The sequence below is a fragment of the Streptomyces winkii genome, from assembly GCF_032248595.1.
In the GTDB taxonomy this organism is placed as follows: Bacteria; Actinomycetota; Actinomycetes; order Streptomycetales; family Streptomycetaceae; genus Streptomyces; species Streptomyces winkii.
The window spans coordinates 270,050-290,176 of sequence record NZ_JASTTH010000006.1 but is presented as its reverse complement, the minus strand read 5'-3'; the positions used below and the strand labels follow the sequence as shown (position 1 = coordinate 290,176).

General features: G+C 71.3%; 16 protein-coding genes. 3 read left to right on the top strand and 13 right to left on the bottom strand.

Features of this window, described 5'->3' with window-relative positions; translation table 11 throughout:
• The first annotated feature begins 42 nt into the window (after positions 1-42).
• Positions 43-441 carry a YybH family protein gene (locus QQM67_RS20155; protein ID WP_314175365.1) on the top strand — a complete coding sequence of 133 codons (399 nt, stop codon included), beginning with the start codon at positions 43-45 and terminating at the stop codon, positions 439-441.
• Positions 442-463: 22 nt separating this feature from the next.
• A complete protein-coding gene (locus QQM67_RS20150) occupies positions 464-1,030 on the top strand; it encodes a dihydrofolate reductase family protein (protein ID WP_314175364.1) in 567 nt (188 codons plus the stop codon).
• Positions 1,031-1,090: 60 nt separating this feature from the next.
• Here the strand turns inward: QQM67_RS20150 and QQM67_RS20145 are convergent, their stop codons facing one another.
• The 7 genes from QQM67_RS20145 to QQM67_RS20115 all read right to left on the bottom strand — a co-directional run bounded on the left by QQM67_RS20145 (position 1,091) and on the right by QQM67_RS20115 (position 9,153).
• Complete coding sequence (locus QQM67_RS20145; RefSeq protein ID WP_314175363.1) at positions 1,091-1,561, bottom strand: CBS domain-containing protein; 471 nt, start codon at positions 1,559-1,561, stop codon at positions 1,091-1,093.
• A 51-nt stretch (positions 1,562-1,612) separates the two neighbouring features.
• Positions 1,613-2,911 (bottom strand): ArsB/NhaD family transporter, encoded by a 1,299-nt coding sequence (locus tag QQM67_RS20140; RefSeq protein ID WP_314175362.1) that lies wholly within the window; start codon positions 2,909-2,911, stop codon positions 1,613-1,615.
• Positions 2,908-4,161 carry a Na+/H+ antiporter NhaA gene (gene nhaA / locus QQM67_RS20135; protein WP_314175361.1) on the bottom strand — a complete coding sequence of 418 codons (1,254 nt, stop codon included), beginning with the start codon at positions 4,159-4,161 and terminating at the stop codon, positions 2,908-2,910. Before nhaA ends, QQM67_RS20140 begins: the two co-directional genes overlap by 4 nt.
• A gap of 236 nt (positions 4,162-4,397) precedes the next feature.
• Entirely contained in the window at positions 4,398-5,036 is a 639-nt protein-coding gene (locus tag QQM67_RS20130; RefSeq protein ID WP_314175360.1) for a LysM peptidoglycan-binding domain-containing protein, read from the bottom strand.
• Between the two features lie 243 nt (positions 5,037-5,279).
• Positions 5,280-7,655 carry an ABC transporter permease gene (locus QQM67_RS20125; RefSeq protein ID WP_314175359.1) on the bottom strand — a complete coding sequence of 792 codons (2,376 nt, stop codon included), beginning with the start codon at positions 7,653-7,655 and terminating at the stop codon, positions 5,280-5,282.
• 5 nt (positions 7,656-7,660) lie between these two features.
• Positions 7,661-8,410 carry an ABC transporter ATP-binding protein gene (locus tag QQM67_RS20120; RefSeq protein ID WP_314175358.1) on the bottom strand — a complete coding sequence of 250 codons (750 nt, stop codon included), beginning with the start codon at positions 8,408-8,410 and terminating at the stop codon, positions 7,661-7,663.
• A 104-nt stretch (positions 8,411-8,514) separates the two neighbouring features.
• The gene (locus QQM67_RS20115) at positions 8,515-9,153 is read right to left on the bottom strand and encodes a TetR/AcrR family transcriptional regulator (protein WP_314175357.1); all 639 of its coding nucleotides are present in this window, start codon (positions 9,151-9,153) and stop codon (positions 8,515-8,517) included.
• Between the two features lie 367 nt (positions 9,154-9,520).
• On the opposite strand from QQM67_RS20115, the gene QQM67_RS20110 reads away from it, so the two are divergent.
• A complete protein-coding gene (locus tag QQM67_RS20110) occupies positions 9,521-10,162 on the top strand; it encodes a GNAT family N-acetyltransferase (protein ID WP_314175356.1) in 642 nt (213 codons plus the stop codon).
• 77 nt (positions 10,163-10,239) lie between these two features.
• On the opposite strand, the gene QQM67_RS20105 is transcribed toward QQM67_RS20110, so the two are convergent.
• From QQM67_RS20105 to efeU, 6 genes are all read right to left on the bottom strand, one after another.
• Positions 10,240-10,914 carry a snapalysin family zinc-dependent metalloprotease gene (locus tag QQM67_RS20105; RefSeq protein WP_314175355.1) on the bottom strand — a complete coding sequence of 225 codons (675 nt, stop codon included), beginning with the start codon at positions 10,912-10,914 and terminating at the stop codon, positions 10,240-10,242.
• A 325-nt stretch (positions 10,915-11,239) separates the two neighbouring features.
• Positions 11,240-13,585 (bottom strand): glycoside hydrolase family 65 protein, encoded by a 2,346-nt coding sequence (locus tag QQM67_RS20100; RefSeq protein WP_314175354.1) that lies wholly within the window; start codon positions 13,583-13,585, stop codon positions 11,240-11,242.
• A complete protein-coding gene (locus tag QQM67_RS20095; protein ID WP_314175352.1) occupies positions 13,582-14,352 on the bottom strand; it encodes an HAD family hydrolase in 771 nt (256 codons plus the stop codon). Before QQM67_RS20095 ends, QQM67_RS20100 begins: the two co-directional genes overlap by 4 nt.
• A 197-nt stretch (positions 14,353-14,549) precedes the next feature.
• A complete protein-coding gene (locus tag QQM67_RS20090) occupies positions 14,550-17,891 on the bottom strand; it encodes a GH92 family glycosyl hydrolase (RefSeq protein ID WP_314175351.1) in 3,342 nt (1,113 codons plus the stop codon).
• Between the two features lie 309 nt (positions 17,892-18,200).
• Complete coding sequence (locus QQM67_RS20085; RefSeq protein WP_314175350.1) at positions 18,201-18,866, bottom strand: response regulator transcription factor; 666 nt, start codon at positions 18,864-18,866, stop codon at positions 18,201-18,203.
• A 359-nt stretch (positions 18,867-19,225) separates the two neighbouring features.
• Complete coding sequence (gene efeU / locus QQM67_RS20080) at positions 19,226-20,104, bottom strand: iron uptake transporter permease EfeU (RefSeq protein WP_314175349.1); 879 nt, start codon at positions 20,102-20,104, stop codon at positions 19,226-19,228.
• Positions 20,105-20,127: the final 23 nt, after the last annotated feature.

Genomic DNA, 20,127 nt, shown 5'->3' with positions numbered 1-20,127 from the left:
CCGACCCGTACTCCGTACGCGACGACCGGAAGGGAGCCACGCGTGGCCGACGACGAGACGCACATCCGCGAACTGATCGAACGCTGGGCGAAGGCGGTGCACGAGGGCGACATGGACGCCGTGCTTGCCGCACACGCCGACGACATCGTGATGTTCGACGTGCCGCCGCCGGAGGACGGCGTGCGCGGCATCGACCGCTACCGCGCGACCTGGCCGCCCTTCTTCGACTGGCAGCGCCAGGGCGCCTGCTTCGAGATCGTCTCCCTGGACGTCACGGCCGGGGACGACGTCGCCTTCGCGCACGCCTTGCTGCGCTGCGGCACCGGGAAGGAGCTGGGGGCCGACCCGGAAAGGCGCCTGCGGCTGACGATCGGGCTGCGCAAGCAGGACGGGCACTGGACCGTCTGCCACGAGCACCACTCGTTCACCCACAAGGACTGACACCACCCGAGGACGCCGGCACATGAGAAGAATCATCCTGTTCATGCAGGTCTCCCTGGACGGCTTCTTCGAGGGACCGGACCGCGAGATCGACTGGCACATGGTCGACGACGAACTCCACGGGCACATGAACGAAGAGACCGGGAAGATGGGCGCCTTCCTGATGGGACGCGTCACCTACGAGCTCATGGAGTCGGTCTGGCCGGACGCCGGCTCCGACCCGTCGATCTCGGGCCCCATGAAGGACTTCGCCGGGATCTGGCGGCGCACCCCCAAGGTCGTCTACTCCAGGACGCTGGAGCACGCCGGGGAGAACGCGACCCTCATGCGAGAGGTCGACCCGGAGGGGATCCGGGCGCTGAAGGCGCAGCCCGGCGGCGACATGTCCGTCGGCGGAGCCGATCTCGCGGCGGACTTCCGCCGGCACGACCTGATCGACGAGTACCGCGTCTACGTTCACCCCGTCCTGATCGGCCGGGGCAGGCCGCTGTTCCGGGAGCCGGACGGCGCGAAGACCCCGCTGAGCCTGATGGAGACCCGTACGTTCGGCAACGGCGTCGTCCTGCTGCGCTACGAACGGCCGCAGTAGAACCACCCTTGAGGCCCCCTCAGCCGGAGGACGCGCCTGAACCGCCGCCGGCCGCGCTCCCTACCTCCCTCGGAGAAGCTCGTCCAGCAGATGCGAGGCGGTGATGACGCCGAGCAGCCGCGTGCCGGCCTCCGACCTGCCGCCGTCCCCGGCGGCGACCGCCACCAGCGGGCTGCGCACCCGCGCCATCAGCGCGGCGACCTCCAGCGCGGTGTCGTCGGCGTCCGCGACCGGCGGCGGACCGGCGTCGGCGGGCAGGCAGTCGCCGACGCGGCGGCCCGACAGCCCCTCGCAGAGCCGGTCGGCGTGCTGCTCGTCGACGACGGCGGCGAGGTTCGGGTCCTCCAGCACGTAACCGGGGACCAGGATCTTGACCATCTGCGAGGCGGGCAGGATCGCCTTCGGCTCGCCGCGCCCGTCGAGCACCAGCAGTCCGGGGAGCCGGTGCCCGGCCATGAGCCGGGCGGCGTCCAGCGCGTCGCTGTCGACGGTCACCGATTCGTATCCGACGGCCAAGTCACGTGCGCGCATTGCCGGTTCCTCTCAGGGCGGTCGCTGTCTCGGGACGGGTGCAGGATCGGTTCACGCCAGGGCGAAGTACCGCAGCCATACGTACAGCGCCGAGATCCCGACCGTCACGGCGGTGACGACGAGACCGTACTTGGTGAACTGCCAGAAGCTGATCGGCGTTCGGTTGCGTTCGGCGATGCCGAGGACCACGACGTTGGCGCTCGCGCCGATGGCGGTGGCGTTCCCGCCCAGATCCGCGCCGAGCGTCAGCGCCCACCACATGACATGGTCGCTGCCGCCGCCCATGCTCTGCACGAGGTCGCTCGTGATGGGCGCCATCGTGGCGACGTACGGGATGTTGTCCACCACTCCCGACAGTACGGCCGAGCCGCCCAGCATCAGCATCGAGCCGCCGAGTTCCCGCCCGCCCACGGCGCCCGCCAGCGCCCGGGACGCCTCTGCGACCGCGCCCGTCCCGATGAGCCCGCCGATCATGACGAACAGCCCCGCGAAGAAGGCGAGCGTGGGCCACTCGACGTCGGCGAGGACTTCGCCCGTACGCACCGAGCTGACGGCGACGAGCAGCCCGGCACCGAGGAGCGCGACGACGCTCGGCTCGTAGTGCAGCACGGGATGCAGTACGAAGCCCGCGATGACCAGGACGAGAACGATCAGGCCCTGCACCAGCAGCCGCGGATCGCGGATCGCCTCCCGCTCCTCCAGCGCCATCACCTCGGCCGCGCGCTTCTCGTCGTGGACGAAGGCCGAACGGAACAGCACCCGGCACACGGCGACCAGCACGAGCGTCAGGAGCGCCGCCAGCGGCGTCAGATGGACGATGAAGTCGTTGAAGGTCAGTCCGGCGCGGCTCGCGATGATGATGTTGGGCGGGTCGCCGACGAGCGTGGCCGTCCCGCCGATGTTGGAGGCCAGGACCTCGGCGATCAGGAACGGGGCGGCGGGCAGCGCGAGACGCTCGCAGACGAGCAGCGTGACGGGCGCGATCAGCAGCACGGTCGTGACGTTGTCCAGCAGCGCGGAGGCCGTCGAGGTGATCAGGACGAGCATCGCCATGACCCGGAACGGCCTGCCCCGAGCCCGCTTCACCGACCAGATCGCCAGATACTCGAAGACGCCGGTCTTCCGCAGAACGCCGACGATCACCATCATCCCGAGCAGCAGGAAGACGACGTTCCAGTCGATGCCGGTCTTCTGCGAGTAGAACGCCGCCTTGTCGTCGGTCGCTCCGATCGCCAGCATCAGCGCCGCACCGCCCAGCGCCGCCGCGACCCGGTGGATCTTCTCGCTGATGATCAGCGCGTACGCCCCGGTGAAGACGGCGATCGCCGCCCAGCTCTGCCAGTCGCTCATCCGGCCACCTCGCTGTGCGGGGCATCCTGGCGCCCGCCGCCCGCGGCGGACCTGTAGCGCGCGTCGCGGAATCTCAGCACCGCGCAGGCCACCGCCGCCGAGAGCAGCGAGCCCGCCAGCACCGCCGCCTTCACATGCTCGACGGTCGCGGCGTCCGTGAACGCCAGCTCCGTGACGAGCAGCGACACCGTGAACCCGATGCCGGCGAGCATCGAGAGCCCCGCCATGTCGGGCCAGGCGAGCGACGGATCGAGCCGTGCGCGCGTGAAGCGCGCCGCGAGATACGTGCCGCCGAAGACGCCCGCGAACTTGCCCAGGAACAGGCCCAGAAGGACGCCCAGTGACTCCGGGTGCCGGAACATCTCGGCGAGCGCCGGACCCGAGACGGTCACGCCCGCCGTGAAGAGCGCGAAGACGGGAACGGCGACGCCCGCCGAGAGCGGACGCAGCAGATGCTCGACGCGCTCCGCCGGAGACGTCGTCTCCTCCGGCTTCCGGCCGGGTCCCGTACGGGGGCGGCTGCGCAGCAGCATTCCCATGGCGACTCCGGCGATGGTCGCGTGGATGCCGCTGCTGTACGTCAGGGCCCACACGGCGAGAGCCAGCGGCACGTACACGTACCAGCCGCGCACGCCCAGCCGGCGGTGCAGCACCCCGAAGAGCACCAGACCCGCCGCCGCGCCCGCGAGCGCGGCCCAGTTGAGCGTGGAGGTGAAGAAGACGGCGATGACGAGGATGGCGCCGAGGTCGTCGACGACGGCGAGCGTCAGCAGGAAGGCGCGGACACCGGACGGCAGATGGGACCCGATGACGGCCAGGACGCCGAGGGCGAAGGCGATGTCCGTCGCCATCGGCACGGCCCAGCCGCCGAGTCGCCCGCCCCCCACGTAATTGGCGGCGAGGTAGACGGCCGCCGGCACCACCGTCCCGGCGGCGGCCGCGACGACCGGAAGGGCGGCGGCAGCGGGCTTGCGCAGCTCACCCGAGACCAGCTCGCGCTTCAGCTCCGTACCGGCGACGAAGAAGAAGACGGTGAGCAGGCCCTCGGACGCCCAGTGCCGCACGGACAGGTCGAGGCCGAGGGCGGGGAGGCCGAAGTGAAAGGAGCCCACGGCCTCGTACGAATCGCTCAGGGCGTTGGCCCAGATCAGCGCCGCCAGCGTGGCCGCCAGCAGGATCATGCCGCCGGTGGTCTCGGTGCGCAGCACCTCGGTCAGGCGCCGGGAGGGAGAGGCGAACCGCGGGAACATCGGTGCGGGCTCCTGGGGGTCGACGGCGGGCGGTGACGCCCGTAGGCGACGCCGACCAGACTTCCCGGCACACCAGCACCGCGCCGATCACGGCGCGATGGTGCGTCCACCGTACCCGGCCGCCTCTCCACGCCGTCCGGGTGTCCGGCACCCGGACGGCCGCGGACTGACACCGCGGCCCGCGCCCCGGGGGGAGGGGCGCGGGCCGCGACTGCCTGGGGCGGCGGGGCCGCGGGTCAGCCGACCCGCAGCTTCTGACCCGGGTGGATCAGATCGACGTCGCCGCCGATGACGGACTTGTTGGCCTCGTACAGCTGCTTCAGGCCGACGCCGTGGGAGGAGGCGACGGAGGCGAGCGTGTCACCGGCCTTCACCGTGTAGTTGCCCTTGTCCGCCTGCTGCGGCCTGTGCTGCGGCCGGCTCTGCGGACCGCTCTGCTGGGAGCCGGTGGAGCCGCCGGAGCCGGTGGAGCCGCCCGTGTCGACGTCCGCTGACGGGCCGCCGGCGCTCAGTCCCGCCTGACCGGCGCACGCCCAGGCCCCGGCGCCCTGCCGGTCGAGCAACTTCTCCGCGGTGGCGATCTGTTGCGCCTTGGTGGCCTGGTCGGCGCGCGGCGCGTACTTCGTACCGCCTGCCGCCTTCCAGCTGCTGTCGGAGAACTGGAGGCCGCCGTAGTAGCCGTTGCCGGTGTTCGCCTGCCAGTTGCCGCTGGACTCGCACTCGGCGACCTTCTCCCAGGTGCCGACGGAGGCGGCCTGGGCCCCGGGAGCGGTGACCATCGGGAGGGCGACTGCGGCGCCCGCGACGCCGGTGAGCACGGCGAGGCGGGTGGTCTTCACTGGCCCGTGGTTGCGGCCGTTGCCGGAGAACAGCATGGTGAATGTTTCCTAACGATCGCGGAGTTCGCCACATGTGGTGGCGAACGTGTCGAGCGGTGGCGACCGTAAGCACACTGGCGCGGACGGGCAAAAAACGCCACGAGTGATCCATCAGGCCACGGAAGCCGCCAGGAACCATCATTACCGCAGGTCGTCCTCTCAGGTGTGAACCGGACAACCGCGCCTCGGCGGGCACTTGCGGAGAGAAGGGTCACATCGCGGCCCGCCCCGCCCCGGCTCTCAGCCCGCGCGCTCCCGTACGACACGCGCCACGTCCAGGCGCCGCACCGCCCGAACGGCGGGGACCTGGGAGAGCAATGACGCACCGAGAACGGCTGCCACCGCAGCCACGGCGAAGGGCCAGCCGATCTCCAGCCGCAGGGAGAACATGTCGCCCGTGAAGGAGTCGAGGGACTCGCGCGCGGCGGCGTATCCCGCGGCGAGGCCGATCGGCAGGGCGAGCGCCGTCGCGGTCAGATTCTCGGCGGCCAGCAGCCCCGCGATGCGCCGCAACGGCACTCCGGCGGCGCGCAAGGTGGCCAGCTCATGGGTGCGTTCCGCGATGTTCACCGTCATCGTGACGTGGATGACGGTGAGCGCCAGGGCCCCGCCGAGCAGCATCATCGCCCAGACGAACACCCAGAACAACGCCATGTACCGGTCGATCTGCCGCTTGATCGCCTGGGAGTCCGCGTAGGCGACGATGCCGTCCAGCGAGGTGACCTCCGCGCGCACCCGGTCGCGTTCGGGCGCGGAGAGGCCGGAGGCGAAGCGCAGCCCGAACCCGTCGGTCGCCGAGCCCGTGGCCGCTTCGACAGTGGCCCGGGTCCCGTAGAGCGCGGAGCCCATCGGCTCGTCGACGAGCCCGGCCAGGCGCACTCGTTCCGCGCCGCCCTCCGCGGTGCGCAGCGTGAACCGGTCACCGGGGGAGAGGCGGAGTCTGCCGGCGAGGGCCTTCCCCGCCAGGACCGAGCCGTCTGCGGGCAGCCGGCGCTCTCCACCGCCCGGGGCGCGGAAGCCGTGCATGGTGGTGTGCGGGCGGTAGCCCGTCAAGGACGTGCTGTACGACTCCCCGCCGGCGGACGCGGAGACCTGAGCCGTCGTCATCCGCTCCACGGCGCTCACCCCGTCGATGCCGCGCAGCGCCCGCTGCTGGTCGGGTGCGCGCGGATCGGCGGTGACGGTGGCGTCCTCGCGCTGCACCGTTCCGAACTGCACGTCCATGGCCGATTTCATGCTCGTGGCCATCCCCGCGGACGAGAGCACGAGTATCAGTGCGAGCACGCCGCCCAGCATGGTCGCCAGTGTGCGACGCCGGCTGCGCCCGAGTTCGCGCAGCGCGAGCCGCATCGCCAGCGGGAGCCACCGCGCCTTCGACAGCCTCCTTCCCCAGCGCCCGGGCGAAGGCAGGGTGCCGCCGTCGCCGCGCATGGACTCGGCCGGGGCGGTCCGCGTCGTCGCCCATGCCGGGGCCGCGCCGCCCACCAGCCCCACCAGGACGCCGAAGAGCACACCGGCCAGCATGACCGCGGGACGGCGTTCGACGAGCGTGTACGGGATGCCGAGTTCGGAGGTGTAGGCGTGCGTCATCGCCGTGGTCGCCACCGCTCCCAGGGCGACACCCAGCACGGCGCCGCCCGCGCCCGCGAGTACCCCGTGACCCAGGTAGTGCCGCGCCACGGTGCCGCGACCGGCCCCGGCGGCCAGGAAGGTCGCGATCACCTTCCGCTCGGACAGGACGAGCCGTGTGATCAGTACGTACGCCGCCACCGCCGCCGCCGACAGGAACAACGCCGGGAAGGCGACGGAGAGTTGGGAGAAGCCCTTCAGGTCCTCGTGCAGCGTGGCGTCGGACGGCTGCTCCGAACGCGGCTCCACCTCCGCAGCCCCCGCTGCCCGGAGACGGTTCGCGACGCGGGCGGTGACCTGGCCGTCGGCGTCGTCGTCCCGGGCGCCGTCACCGAGCCTCACAAGGACCTGCCGAGTGCCGCCGGCGCTGTGGGTGAGGGCCCGCGCGGTCGTCTCGGGTGCGAAGAGCACCGCGAAGTTGTGCGGATCGCCGAGGGCCTGCTGGCGGCTGAGGGCCGGCCACAGATATTCGGGCGAATCGGCGACGCCGCGTACGGTCACCGTCCGCCAGCGCGAACCGTCGTGGATCTTCGAGGTGTCGCCGGGGGAGAGGCCGAAGGTCTTCGCCGTGTGACGTTCGACGAGTACGCCGCCGGCGTCGCCTTTCTCCGGGTAGCGACCGGAGACGACGTCGACCTTGTTCACGTCCGGCTGCGTGCCGGCGGGCAACCCCACGACGCGGCCGAGGAGTTCGTCACGGCCGAAGCGCATCGGCAGCCGCCCCTGGGTGCGGGTGGCGACCTCGTCGACGCCGTGCGACGAGCGGGCCGCCGCCGCGACCTTCGCGGTGTCGCCGCCGGACGCCGTCAGATCGGCGAAGTGCATGCGGGAGTAGGTGTGTTCGTAGCTGGAGCCCAGGTTGCGATAGGCGTCGTAGCTCGCGACGAAGAGGAGCACGCCGACCATGACGGTGACCCCGATGGCCGCGAACTGCGGGAGGCGGCGGCGCAGATCACGCCGCGTCTTGGCGAGCAGGATCCGGTTCACGCGGCTCACCAGTCCACGTCGTCGGAGTCGGCCGGGTCGGCGTTCAGCTCGACCGACTCGACACGTCCGTCTCGCATGGTCACCACCCGGTGGGCCATCCGTGCGACGGCGGCGTTATGTGTGACCAACAGGACGCCGCGGCCCTCGCGGTTGGTCCGCTGGAGCCGCCGCAGCACCGACTTGCCGGTCGCCACGTCCAGGGCGCCGGTGGGTTCGTCGGCGAGCAGCAGATCGGGGTCGGTGGCGAGAGCGCGGGCGATCGCCACCCGCTGCTGCTGACCGCCGGAGAGCTGCGCGGGGAAGGAGTCAAGCCGGTCGCCGAGCCCGACGGACTCCAGCAGCTCTGCCGCACAGCGCCGCTCGCCGCGGCCCGTGAGCTCGACCATCACCTCGACGTTCTCGCGGGCCGTCAGCGTGGGCACCAGGTTGAAGAACTGGAAGACGAAGCCGACGTGATCCCGGCGGAAGTCGGCGAGTTCGCGCGGGCGCCGGCCGCTCAGATCCACGCCGGCGACCTCCGTCGAGCCGCTGTCCGCGGCCTCGATGCCGCCGAGCACGTTCAGCAGCGTCGTCTTGCCCGAGCCGCTGGGACCGAGCACGACGACCAACTCGCCCGCCTCCACGTCCAGATCCACGCCGTCGAGAGCGGTGACGGCCGCCTCCCCGGACCCGTACGTCTTCGACAGGCCGCGCAGCCTCGCGCCGCCCCGTCGTGTGGTTCCGGCAGAGGCCTGTGCTGTGCTCGTGTGCGCCATGGAAGTCCTCCCTGATTCCCGGGGCTTGAGCGGGTGGGCCTGCCGGACCGGCCGCTCCTCGAACGGGCCCGGCCCGCAAGGGAGTCGGCCCGCGTCTCCATGCCTCAACCCGCGACCGGCGCCACCCGGACCAGACGCACCAGCGGCGCCGCCACGGAGATCCGCGCCGTCGATGGGTCGATGAGCCGGTGCAGTACGAGCCCGTCGATCGCGGCGCCCAGCAGGAGCGCGGTGGCCTCCGCGTCGTCCTGCGAGGCGCTCGCGTCCCCCGAGCCCTCCTCGGCGTGCGAACCGGCCGCGCCCGCTGCGGTGTTGGCGGCCCGCAGCCACTCGGCGACACCCGTGCGCCACTCCGACAGCAGCTCGGCCAGTTGCGTGCGCAGCCGGTCCAGCCGCGTCGAGGCCAGCAGCATCTCGCTGAACAGCACCGTCGTCGGATCCGTCGCCGTGTAATCCGACACCGTCTCCAGCATCTGGTGCACGCCCAGCGAGGGGTCGTCCGCCTGCGACATCGCCTCGGCCGCCTTCGCCATCTCCCGGCGGGCCGCGGACAGTGCGGCCTCGATCAGCAGGTCGGTGACCGTGGAGAAGTGGTAGTGGACGAGCCCCGGCCGCAGCCCTGCCCGATCCGCCACGCGGCGTGTGGTCACCGCGCCCCAGCCGTCCTCGACGATCAGCTGCGCCGCGGCGTCGAGCAGCCGCTGCCGGGTCTCGTGACCGCGTTCCGCGGACGTCGGGGTCATGCGCGCTCCACTCGTGTTCGGGCCGCGGCCCGGACGGGTTTGCCGGCAGTCGGCCGCGGGGTGTGTGCCTGGACGACTTGCCTGGACGAATGCCTTGGACGAGCGACTTGGACGTTTGGCTTGGTCGTTTGGCTTGGTCGTACGCCCAATTCGCGGCCCACGGTACGCCCTGCCCGGCGCCTTGGCCAGCCCCCTTTCGCACCGGCGCCGGCACGGTGGGGGTGCATGATGAGAAGACGAGGCCGGCCGGGAGGTGCGCCCGGCGCCGCGGGCGGCAGCGAGTCGGCAAGGCAGCAAGAGCGGCAAGAGCTGTGAGAGCGGCAAGGGCTGTGAGAGCGGCGACGGGACCGGGGAGCGTGCGTTCGGCGTGACGGAGATCCGTACTTTCGCGGAGGGCGACCGCCGCGAGCTGCGCGAACTGTTCGGCAAGGCGGGCGAGGGCTCGCCCACCGCTTCCATGTGGGGCCACGAGGAGTCGGAAGCGGCGATCTACCTCCAGGCGTACATGGATCTGGAGCCGGAGTCCCTCTTCGTGGCGGTGGTCGACGGAGCCCTGGTCGGCTATCTGGCGGGGTGCCTGCGCCACTCGGAGTTCCCCCGCGAAAGCGAGCGCATCGCGAGGGCGATCAGGAAGTACCGGCTCGTGCTGCGGCCCCGGCCCGCGGCCTTCCTCGCCCGCAGCGTGCTCGACATGGGCCGGGCCGCGGTCCGCCGCGAGCCGACGGCCACGGACTTCACGGACGAACGGTGGCCCGCGCATCTGCACATCAACGTCATGTCGGCGGCGCGCGGCACGGGCGCCTCCGACGGGCTCATGAACGCGTGGTTCGAGCGGCTCAGGGAGAACGGCTCACCGGGATGCCATCTGCTGACCCTCGAAGAGAACACGCGCGCGGTGCGGTTCTTCGAGCGCATGGGCTTCGTCAAGCACGGCGGCACTCCGCTGGTTCCCGGACTCCGCCACGACGGCGGGCGGGTGCACCAGCGGACGATGGTCTGGAGCCCCTGACCGCCGCACGGCCTTGAGCGGTGGAGGCCGCCGTCGCAGCCGAAGTGGCCTTCGCCCGCGCGGAGTCGGCCGTCGTCTCAGCCGAAGTTGCCGCGCACCTCGCGTACTTCGGCGGCGCTCGGATACGAGTTGGTGCAGGACGCCCCCGCGGACTTGCCCGACATCACGCTGGAGCAGGCCCCGGCCTGGCTGTCCTTCAGCCCGAGCAGATGGCCGAACTCGTGGGCCACGAGGCGTATCGCGTCGTGGCCCTGGGCGAGCGCCCTGCGGCCGATGCTCACGGTGCCCTTGCCGAGGACGGCCCCCTGCGGGGCGGCGCCGGGCCAGCCCTTGGTGACGACGACGCGGATGTCCGGCTCGGCTCCCGGGCGCGCGGGCCGCAGTTCGATCTCGGGCACCCTCTCGTTCCACGAGGAGGCGGCGGCGCGTACGGCGGCGCCGAACCCGTCCGCGGCGCCCGCGTCGTAGGTCAGGAGCACGGCGTCCCGGCGGCCCGTGCCGGGCCGCACCCGGGGTATCGCTCCGTACACGTCGTTGTCCGGCCACTCCGCGGCGACCGGTCCGTCGTCGGGGCCCCGTTCGCCGGGACCGGCGCTCTCGCCCACGATCCCCGTGTCGCGCGAGCCGCGCGAGGGGATCTCGCCGGAGCCCCGCCCGGAGGAGTCCCTGGACGAGTCGTCGGTCGCGGAGACGGCCCGCTCGTCCACGGGCGACGCCCCACCGGAGTCGTCCGTGGCTCCGCAGGCGGTCACCGCGAACAGAGTCAGGGGCACACAGGCCGCAGCCGACCGTCTCCCGAAGCCGATGCGCATCGTCCGTCTCCCTGCTTGGTGATGAGTCCGTCGTGAAGCGGCGCCACTGCGGGCGTGCGAGGGCGCCCGTTTCGGCCTGCGAAGGGCCCGTACGGGCGTACGGCATCGTGCCCGATTCCGGACGGCGCCGCAGACGTTTCTCACCGACATGCGGGGACTGGTTGCTCACACCCGGGAGACCGGAGCCCGGCTCCCGGCCTTCGGCCCCTGGCTCGCGTGCCCGGCTCCCGCATCGCGGCGCCGGCCGGGATGCGCGGGCTCCGCCTCAGTGCCTGCTGGCGGGCCGCCGCCCCGGCGGCTGCTTCGGCTCCGGCCGCTGGGGAGCCCGCCGCACCTTGCGGGTACGGGGCTCCTGGCTTTGCAGGGTGAAGTGCTCGCCGTAGTGGCAGATCTCCATCGGCGAACCGTGCACGAGGGTGTACGTGGCCGTGGAGTCCCTCATCTCGACGCGCAGCCGCCTCCCCAGCATCTGGACGGTGAAGGCGAGCCGGCTGAGGCGCTCCGGCAGCTTGGGCGCGAACTCCAGCGTGCCGTGGCTGTGCCGCATCCCGCCGAAGCCGGCGACGAGCGCCGTCCACGTCCCGGCGAGGGAGGCGATGTGCAGGCCGTCCCGGGTGTTGTTCTCCAAGTCGGCCAGGTCCATCAGCGCGGCCTCGCCCAAGTAGTCGTAGGCCAGGCGCAGATGGCCGACCTCGGCCGCCATGACGGCCTGCCAGCTCGCGGAGAGCGAGGAGTCCCGCACCGTCAGCTGCTCGTAGTACTCGAAGTTGCGGGCCTTCTGCTCGTCGTCGAACTCCTCGCCGTGCCGGCACATTGCCAGCACCAGGTCCGCCTGCTTGACGACCTGCTTGCGGTACAGCTCGAAGTACGGGAAGTGCAGCATCAGCGGGTACTCGTCCGGGCCGGTGCCCGCGAAGTCCCAGATCTGGTGCCCGGTGAAGTCGGCCGACTGCTCGTGCACGCCGAGGTCTTCGTTGTACGGGAGGGCGACGGCGTCCGCGGCGTCGCGCCAGGCGGCCGTCTCCTCGTCGTCCACGCCGAAGGCGGCGGCCTGGTCCGGGTGCCGGTCGATGGCGTCGGCGGCGTCCCGGAGGTTCGCCCGCGCCATGAGGTTCGTGTAGATGTTGTCGTCCGCGACGGCGCTGTACTCGTCCGGGCCCGTGACCCCGTCGAAGTGGAAGGCGCCCTGGTGGTCGTGGTGGCCGAGGGAGTGCCACAGCCGGGCCGTCTCCACGAGGATCGGCACCCCGGTGTCCCGCTCGAACTCGTCGTCGCCCGTGGCGGCCACGTACCGCACCACCGCGTCGGCGATGTCGGCGTTCACATGGAACGCTGCGGTGCCCGCCGGCCAGTACGCGGAGCACTCCGAGCCGTCGATCGTCCGCCACGGGAACGCGGCGCCGCGCAGCCCCAGTTGCTGCGCGCGGGCGCGCGCGGCGGGCAGCGTGTCGTACCGCCAGCGCAGCGCCTCGGCCACCGACTGCGGCGAGGTGTAAGTCAGCAGCGCCAGCACGAAGGTCTCGGTGTCCCAGAAGGAGTGCCCGTCGTAGCCGGAGCCGGTGAGGCCCTTCGCGGGGATGGCGCGCTGCTCGGCGCGCGCACCGGCCTGGAGTACGTGGAAGAGGCCGAAGCGCACGGCCTGCTGGATCTCCGCGTCGCCGTCGACCTCGACGTCCGAGCGGGCCCAGAACTCGTCGAGATAGGAGCGCTGTTGCGCGGCGAGCCCGTCCCAGCCGGTGCTGCACGCGCCGGCGAGGGCCGCGTCGACCTGGTCCCGCACGGCGGGCAGGGAGCGCACGCTCGACCAGCCGTAGGCGACCGTCTTCTCGATGCGCAGCGGCACGCCCGGCTGAAGCACCGCCGTCACCGTGAGGCGGCTGACGTCCTCGCCGCTCTCGCTCGAAGTACGCGTGGAATCGGGGCCGTTCACCTCGTGGTCGGCCGCCGCGGCGACGCGCAGTCCGCTGCCGCGGGTGCTGTGCACGAGGCGCAGCCGGTGCCCGGAGGCGAGATTCTCCTCCGGCTCCAGCGGCGATTCGAGCGCGGCGGCGGCGCGCGGATCGCCCTTGAGATGGGGCAGTTGCTCGTTGGCGACGAGCTCGGACTGGATGACGACGCGCACCTCGTCGTCCAGCGGCTCCACCTCGAACGCGACGGCGGCGATGGCGCGTTGGGTGAAGGAGACCAGCCGCGTCGAGCGCACCCGCACGGTGCTGCCGGCGGGCGAGGTCCACTCGCAGGTGCGGCGCAGCAGCCCGCTGCGCAGATCCAGTACGCGCTCGTGGGAGCGCAGCCGCCCGTAGCGCACGTCGAACGGCTCGTCGTCCACGAGCAGCCTGATCACCTTGCCGTTGGTGACGTTGATGACCGTCTGGCCCGACTCGGGGTAGCCGTACCCGGCCTCGGCGTACGGCAGCGGGTGCAGCTCGTGGACGCCGTTGAGGTAGGAGCCGGGCAGGCCGTGCGGTTCGCCTTCGTCGAGGTTGCCGCGCCAGCCGACGTGGCCGTTGGAGAGCGCGAAGACGGACTCGCTCTGCGGCAGCACGTCCAGGTTGAGGCCGGTCTCCCGGAGCTTCCAGGGCTCGCAGGCGTACGCACGGTGGGTGATCATGCGTGCTCCTCGGAATCGGTGAGGTCGGCGAGATCCGTCACGACGACGTCCGCGCCGTGCCGCCGCAGCTCCCCGGCCTGCCCGACGCGGTCCACGCCCACGACGTACCCGAAGTGCCCGGCGCGCCCGGCGTCCATTCCGGCCAGGGCGTCCTCGAAGACGGCGGAGGCGGCGGCGTCCGTCCCGAGGTCCCGGGCGGCGGCGAGGAACGTGTCGGGAGCGGGCTTGCCCGGCAGCCCGCGCTCGGCGGCCACGAGCCCGTCGATCCGTACGTCGAAGAGCCCCTCGATGCCGACGGAGACGAGGATGTCGCGGCAGTTCTTGCTGGACGAGACGACGGCCGTGCGCAGCCCGGCCTCCCGCACCGCGTTCACATAGCGGATCGAGCCCGGGTACGCCTCGACGCCCTCCTTGTGGATCTTCTCCAGCAGCAGGTCGTTCTTGCGGTTGCCCAGACCCTGCACGCTCTCCCGGCCGGGGGGATCGTCCGGGGAGCCCTCGGGCAGCTCGATGCCCCGGGACGCGAGGAAGGAGCGTACGCCGTCGGCGCGCGGCAGCCCGTCGACGTACGTGTCGTAGTCGCCGTCGCTGAACGGGCGCAGGTCCTCGTCCGCGCCGCCACTGCCGTCCTCCCCGCCCCGGCCGCGCAGGAAGTCGTCGAACATCTCCTTCCAGGCGGCCGCGTGCACGACGGCCGTCTTGGTGATCACTCCGTCGAGGTCGAAGAGACAGGCACGGACGGACTGCGGCAGACCCAGAGACTTCACACGCGGCGGGTCCCCCGCTGCGGCCGGGGCATGCCTGGCCCGCTGGGGCGGGAATCACGAACGCGGTCTCCCTCTGGGCCTCCCGGCCCGCGGGCCCGGGGTTCTCGACCATGCTGCCGGACCCTCTTGGGGGCACCCCCGGGCCGCGAGGCCCAGGGGACCGCACGTTCGACGGAGACTGCCGGACACGGCCCCGGTCAGCCGAGCAGTTCGATCTCCGAGAGCGTCGCGCTCCTGCCCGCGGGCACGAGCCTGTACTGGCGGTACGCGCCGGGCCGGGCGACGTCGAAGACGCGGGTCTGCTTGTCCCAGGCGAAGGACTCGTCGCGGCGGCGGTCCACGGCCCTCCACTTCTCGCCGTCCTTCGAGCCCTCCAGCACCCAGCCCTCCGGGGCGTCGGCCCGGTCCGCGGAGGTCAGCGTGTAGGACTTCACGGGCTTGTTCCGGGAGCCGGGCCTCACCTCCAGCGCGGCCTTCGAGAAGACGCCCCGGGTGGCGGAGGTGTCGTCCAGCAGCGGCTGGTTCTTCGACGGCACTGTCACGTCGCCCGGCGGTGACGGCACCTTGCCGTCCTTGGTGATGGAGGACGGCGCGTTCTTCTCGCCGGTGCCCCACCTCGACGGCTTCGGCCCCATGTCGAACTCCAGGGTGCCGCCGCGGGCGAGCAGCTTGTGCGGCAGCGAAGTGGAGTGCCACGGCTTGCCGTTGACGCGCAGCCCCTGCACGTAGACGTTGCGCTCGCTGTTGCGCGGCGCCTTCACCACCAGCTCCCGTCCGCCTTCGAGATGGACGGTCGCCTTGGTGAACAGCGGTGAGCCGACGGCGTATTCGGGCGATCCCATCACCAGCGGATAGAAGCCGAGCGCGCTGAAGACGTACCACGCGGACATCTCGCCGTTGTCCTCGTCGCCCGGGTAGCCCTGGCCGATCTCGCTGCCGAGGTAGAGCCGGGAGAGCACGTCGCGGACCTTCCGCTGCGTCTTCCAGGGCTGCCCCGCGGCGTCGTAGGTGTACGCGATGTGGTGCGAGGGCTGGTTGCTGTGCCCGTACATGCCCATGCGCACGTCGCGGGCCTCGGTCATCTCGTGGATGACGTCTCCGTAGGAGCCCGCGTACTCCTTCGACGCGGTCTCCGGGGTGGAGAAGTACGTGTCGAGCTTCTTCGCCAGGCCCGCGCGGCCCCCGTAGAGGTTCGCGAGGCCCCTGGTGTCCTGGGGCGCGGTGAAGGCGAAGCTCCACGCGTTCGTCTCGGTGTAGTCGTGGCCCCACACCCGGGGGTCGAACTCCCCTGGCGGCAGGCGCCAGTTGCCGTCCCCGTCCTTGCCCTGGAAGAAGCCGACGCGTCGGTCGAAGTGCTTGACGTAGTTGCGGGCGCGGCCGAGGAAGTACTCCGACTCCGCCTTGTAGCGGGGCTTGTGGGTCTTGCGGTACAGGGCCTTGCCCATGCGCGCGATGCCGAAGTCGTTGAGGTAGCCCTCCAGCGCCCACGACATGCCCTCGCCCGTCGCGGTGCTGGTGTAGCCGAGGAACGGGGACGTGGCCATGCCCTTGCGCCCCACGCCGGACTGCGGCGGTGCGACCGTGGCGTTCTTGACCGCCGCCTCGTAGGCGGACTCGGCGTCGAACTTCACGCCCTTTCCGTACGCGTCGGCGAAGGCCACGTCCGAACTGGTGCCGGTCATCAGGTCCGCATAGCCCGGCGAGGACCATCGCGATATCCAGCCGCCGTCCTTGTACTGCTGCACGAAGCCGTCGGCCATCCTGCCCGCGCGCTTCGGCGTGAGAAGGGAGTAGGCGGGCCAGGTCGTCCGATAGGTGTCCCAGAAGCCGTTGTTGACGTACACGTCACCGTCGACGATCTTCGCGCCGGTGTGCGTCGGGGTGTCCTCGCCCGTGGGCTTCGAGAACGGACTGGCGTAGCGCGTACGCGAACCCACCCGCTCCGCACCGGAGTTGGGGTAGAGGTAGAGCCGGTACAGGCTGGAGTAGAGCGTGGTGAGCCGGTCGCGGCTCGCGCCCTCGACCTCGATGCGGCCGAGCAGGTCGTCCCACTTGCTCTGCGCGCGGTGGCGCACGTCGCCGAAGGAGTCGTCCGCGGGGATCTCGCGCTCCAGGTTGGCCTTCGCCTGGCCGACGCCGATGAGGGACGTGGCGATGCGCATCGTGACCGTACGGTCCGAGCCCGGCTTGAAGCGCATATAGCCGGTGACGTCCTTGCCTCCGCCGCCCTCCAGCGGGCCGCCCGCCGTCACGGGCGAGTCGAAGCGGGCGTAGACGAACATGCGGGTGGCGCCCACCGACAGCTTGCTCTTGACGTCCGAGTAGCCGGTGACGGTGCCCTTCTCCTTGTCGAGCGTGAGGCCGCCGTGGTTGTCGACGTTGTCGAAGATCAGGTTCGCGTCGTCGCCGGGGAAGGTGAAGCGCATCATCGCGGCGTGGTCGGCCGGGGCGATCTGCGTGCGCAGGCCGCTGTCGGAGGTGACGCCGTAATAGTGCGGCCTGGCCGTCTCGTTGCTGTGGTGGAAGGGCAGGGCGCGGGCCTTGCGGGACGCGTCGGGCTTGCCGCCGGCGGCCGACGGCATGACCTGGAAGGTCTGCCGGTCGCCCATCCACGGGCTGGGCTCGTGGCTGGCGCTGAAGGCCTGAAGGGTGGGCAGGTTGTCGTCGTTGTTCTTGCGCGCGTACTCGTAGAGCCAGTCCGAGGAGCCCGCGTCGGTCACCGGGGTCCAGAAGTTGAAGCCGCCGGGGAGCGCCGTGGAGGGAAAGGTGTTGCCGCGGGAGAAGTCACCGCTGGAGAGCGTGCCGCGCGTGGTCCTGACGTAGTCGGAGGGGTGCGCGAGGCGCTTCTCGGGCGCTTTGGGCGCGATCGAGACGTCGTCCACCCAGCCGCGGAAGGCGCTGGCGCCCTTGGGGGAGTCGTACGCCACGAGGATGCGGTCGACGGTCTTGCCCGCCGCCACCGAACCGATCCGCGACTCCCGGTTGTTCCACTGGTTCGCGTACATCGTCTTCGCGGCGGCCTGGCCCTGCGGTGTCAGCGCCGAACCGTGCTGGTCCCTGGCGCCCAGATCGCTCAGATAGGTGCCGTCGGTGAAGGCGAGGTCGAGGGAGGCGTGGGTGGCGGGATAGTCGAGGTCGGTCTTCGGCATCTCGGGGAAGATCTTGTACGAGAGCGAAGTGCGGGCGCCGACAGGGATGTTGACGTCGAAGACGCGGTTGTACGAGTAGCCGTGGCCGCTCGCGGTGTGCTCGCCCGCGAAGCGCAGCGAGTGCCCGCCGCTGAAGCCCGCGCCGTCCTTCGATGTGGGGGTGGACTCGGGGCCGGTGCCCGTATGGCTGCTCATGCCGGGAGTGCCGGGCGCGGAGTCGCGGTGGACGCCGTGGGTCTTCTTCTCGCCGTCGGGCGCGGTCTCGACGCTGTCCTTCCAGTCGGGCGCCGGGTCGTCCGCCTCGAAGGAGGAGCTGAAGGAGCCGCCCGGGCCGCCGGGCGCGTGCGGCTGCCGGGGAGGGCCGGCCGACGCCGTGCCCTGCGCCGTCATCACCAGCAGCGCCGATACGAGGAGGGCGGCGCAGGATCTGCCGGCGCCGCCGCGTCTGACGCGTCTTCGGGATGCCGTCCGTCCGCCGGGGCCGCCCCGTGAGATGTGTGGCTGACTGTGCCGCACGTGACCGCTCCCCGAAGTGTGTTGACATCGTTGTCCGTCGATGGCGCAGAGAACAAGTAATGTCCGTGCGCCCGGTGGTGTCAAGGGTGCGCCTGGTTACGGCTGGTCACGGCTGGTCAGGAGTTCACGGTTGGAATCCGGACGGCCCGGCCGGAGGGCTTCACGGCCGGGCCGTCCGGAAGTTCAGAGCCAGCCCCGCTTGGAGGCGATGCAGGCCGCGTCGAAGCGGTTGCGGCCGCCCAGCTTCTTGATCGCGCTGGAGGTCACATTCCGTACCGTGCCGGGGGAGAGGAAGAGTTCCGCGGCGATTTCCCGCACGGGAGCGCCGCCGGCGGTGAGCCGGAGCACTTCCTTTTCTCTCGTGCTGAGCGACCTTCCGCTGCACGGCCGCTGGCGGATCAGCGCCGTGTCGAGCGGGCCGCCGGCCGCATTGGCGGCTCCTGCCGCGCCGGCCGGATTGGCCGTTCTCGCCGCATTCGGTGCGCTGCGCGCATTGCTCGCGACGAGTCCCCGTATCGCATTCACCAGCTGCGGCAGGGCCGCATTGTCGGGCACGACGCTCAGTAATCCCGGGGCCGCCGACTCCTGGCGTCTGGCGGGCGCGCCGGGGCTAGAGCCGATGACCGCGATACGGCACCGGGGGATTGCGGTACGCAATTCGTCCGCCAGGCAGCGCCCGGCGCGTCCCGTCGTGTTCGTGCCCAGTACGGTCACCGCGGGAAGCATCCGGAGAACAGTGGGAACTATTTCCCTGCTGTTGTTCACGGTCGCCACGACTTCGAAATCGTGGATGAGATTGAGTGTCGCCGCGATGGCTTCCGAGTAAAGACGCCTCTCGTCGCCGATCACAATACGAGTATGCATTTTGACAAAGCCCCCGCTTCGGCTTCACAGGTCATCGCCCAGTGGTCGTAGAGTTCCATGCCCCAACTGGCGAGGTCAATGGCCGCATGGCCCGTCAACTGCCCGAGTGGGGCGTGGTTCTGTGCGTATGACCGATTTGGAGAAGAAGTTTTGAGCAGCCGTTGAGGTTTCAGTTGTCAATACCACTGAAACTCGCGGAAGTTCGCGGAAGTCCCACGGAAGCAGAATTGTGAAGATCGAAAGCGGGCGGCGGCGGTACGGGAAACTGCATTCCCCGTACCGCCGCCGTCAATCCGAATAGGGCGCCGGGCCCCCGCGGAGCCGGCCCCCGCGGAGCCGGGCCGTCAGCGTGCGGGCTCCCGGTCGCCGGTGCCGGCGCCCTGGGGCGTCCCTTCGGCCGTCTCGCTCCGCGTCCGCCCCTGCGACGGCCTCGGCTTGCGCAGGAAGAGGTAGAGCACCGGCACGACGTACAGCACCCACACGCACGCCTGCACGACGGTCGGGTCCGGCTGGAAGTTGACCGTGCCTTTGAGGAGGATGCCGTACCAACTGTCCACGGGCACCGCGGAACTGACGTCGAACGCCTTGTTCTCCAGGCCGCCGAGGAACCGGGCCTCCTGAAGATCGTGCACGCCGTAGGCGAGGACTCCCGCCGCGACGACGATGAGCAGTCCGCCCGTCCACGTGAAGAACCGGGCCAGGTTGATCCGCAGCGCGCCCCGGTAGAACAGCCAGCCCATCACGACCGCCGTGACGATGCCCAGCAGGGCGCCCGCCAGAGGCTTCGCCCCGTCGTCCGCGGCGTCCACGGACCGCCACACGAACAGGGACGTCTCGATGCCCTCGCGCCCCACCGCGAGCAGCGCGGTCGCCACCAGCGCACCGTTGCCCATCGCGAGAGCCGCGTCGAGCTTGCCCTCCAGCTCCGCCTTGAGATGCCGCGCGGTGCGCCGCATCCAGAAGACCATCCACGTCACCAGGCCCACCGCGGCGATCGACAGCGAGCCGCCGATCGCCTCCTGAGCGGTGAACGTCAGCTCCTGCGTGCCGAATTGGAGCCCCGCGCCGAAGGCCAGGCTCACCCCGACGGCGATGCCCACGCCCGTCCAGACGGGCGGCAGCTTCGCCCGGTTGTCCGTCTTGACGAGATAGGCGACGAGGATGCACACGACCAGGCTGGCCTCCAGCCCCTCGCGCAGACCGATCAAGTAGTTGCCGAACACGCGTGTTTCCTCCCGTGTGCGAG

Coding starts and splice junctions, on each gene's coding strand:
- QQM67_RS20150 (WP_314175364.1), top strand. CDS start 464: ATGAGAAGAATCATCCTGTTCATGCAGGTCTCCCTGGACGGCTTCTTC.
- QQM67_RS20145 (WP_314175363.1), bottom strand. CDS start 1,561: ATGCGCGCACGTGACTTGGCCGTCGGATACGAATCGGTGACCGTCGAC.
- QQM67_RS20140 (WP_314175362.1), bottom strand. CDS start 2,911: ATGAGCGACTGGCAGAGCTGGGCGGCGATCGCCGTCTTCACCGGGGCG.
- nhaA (WP_314175361.1), bottom strand. CDS start 4,161: ATGTTCCCGCGGTTCGCCTCTCCCTCCCGGCGCCTGACCGAGGTGCTG.
- QQM67_RS20130 (WP_314175360.1), bottom strand. CDS start 5,036: ATGCTGTTCTCCGGCAACGGCCGCAACCACGGGCCAGTGAAGACCACC.
- QQM67_RS20120 (WP_314175358.1), bottom strand. CDS start 8,410: ATGGCGCACACGAGCACAGCACAGGCCTCTGCCGGAACCACACGACGG.
- QQM67_RS20115 (WP_314175357.1), bottom strand. CDS start 9,153: ATGACCCCGACGTCCGCGGAACGCGGTCACGAGACCCGGCAGCGGCTG.
- QQM67_RS20100 (WP_314175354.1), bottom strand. CDS start 13,585: ATGATCACCCACCGTGCGTACGCCTGCGAGCCCTGGAAGCTCCGGGAG.
- QQM67_RS20090 (WP_314175351.1), bottom strand. CDS start 17,891: ATGACGGCGCAGGGCACGGCGTCGGCCGGCCCTCCCCGGCAGCCGCAC.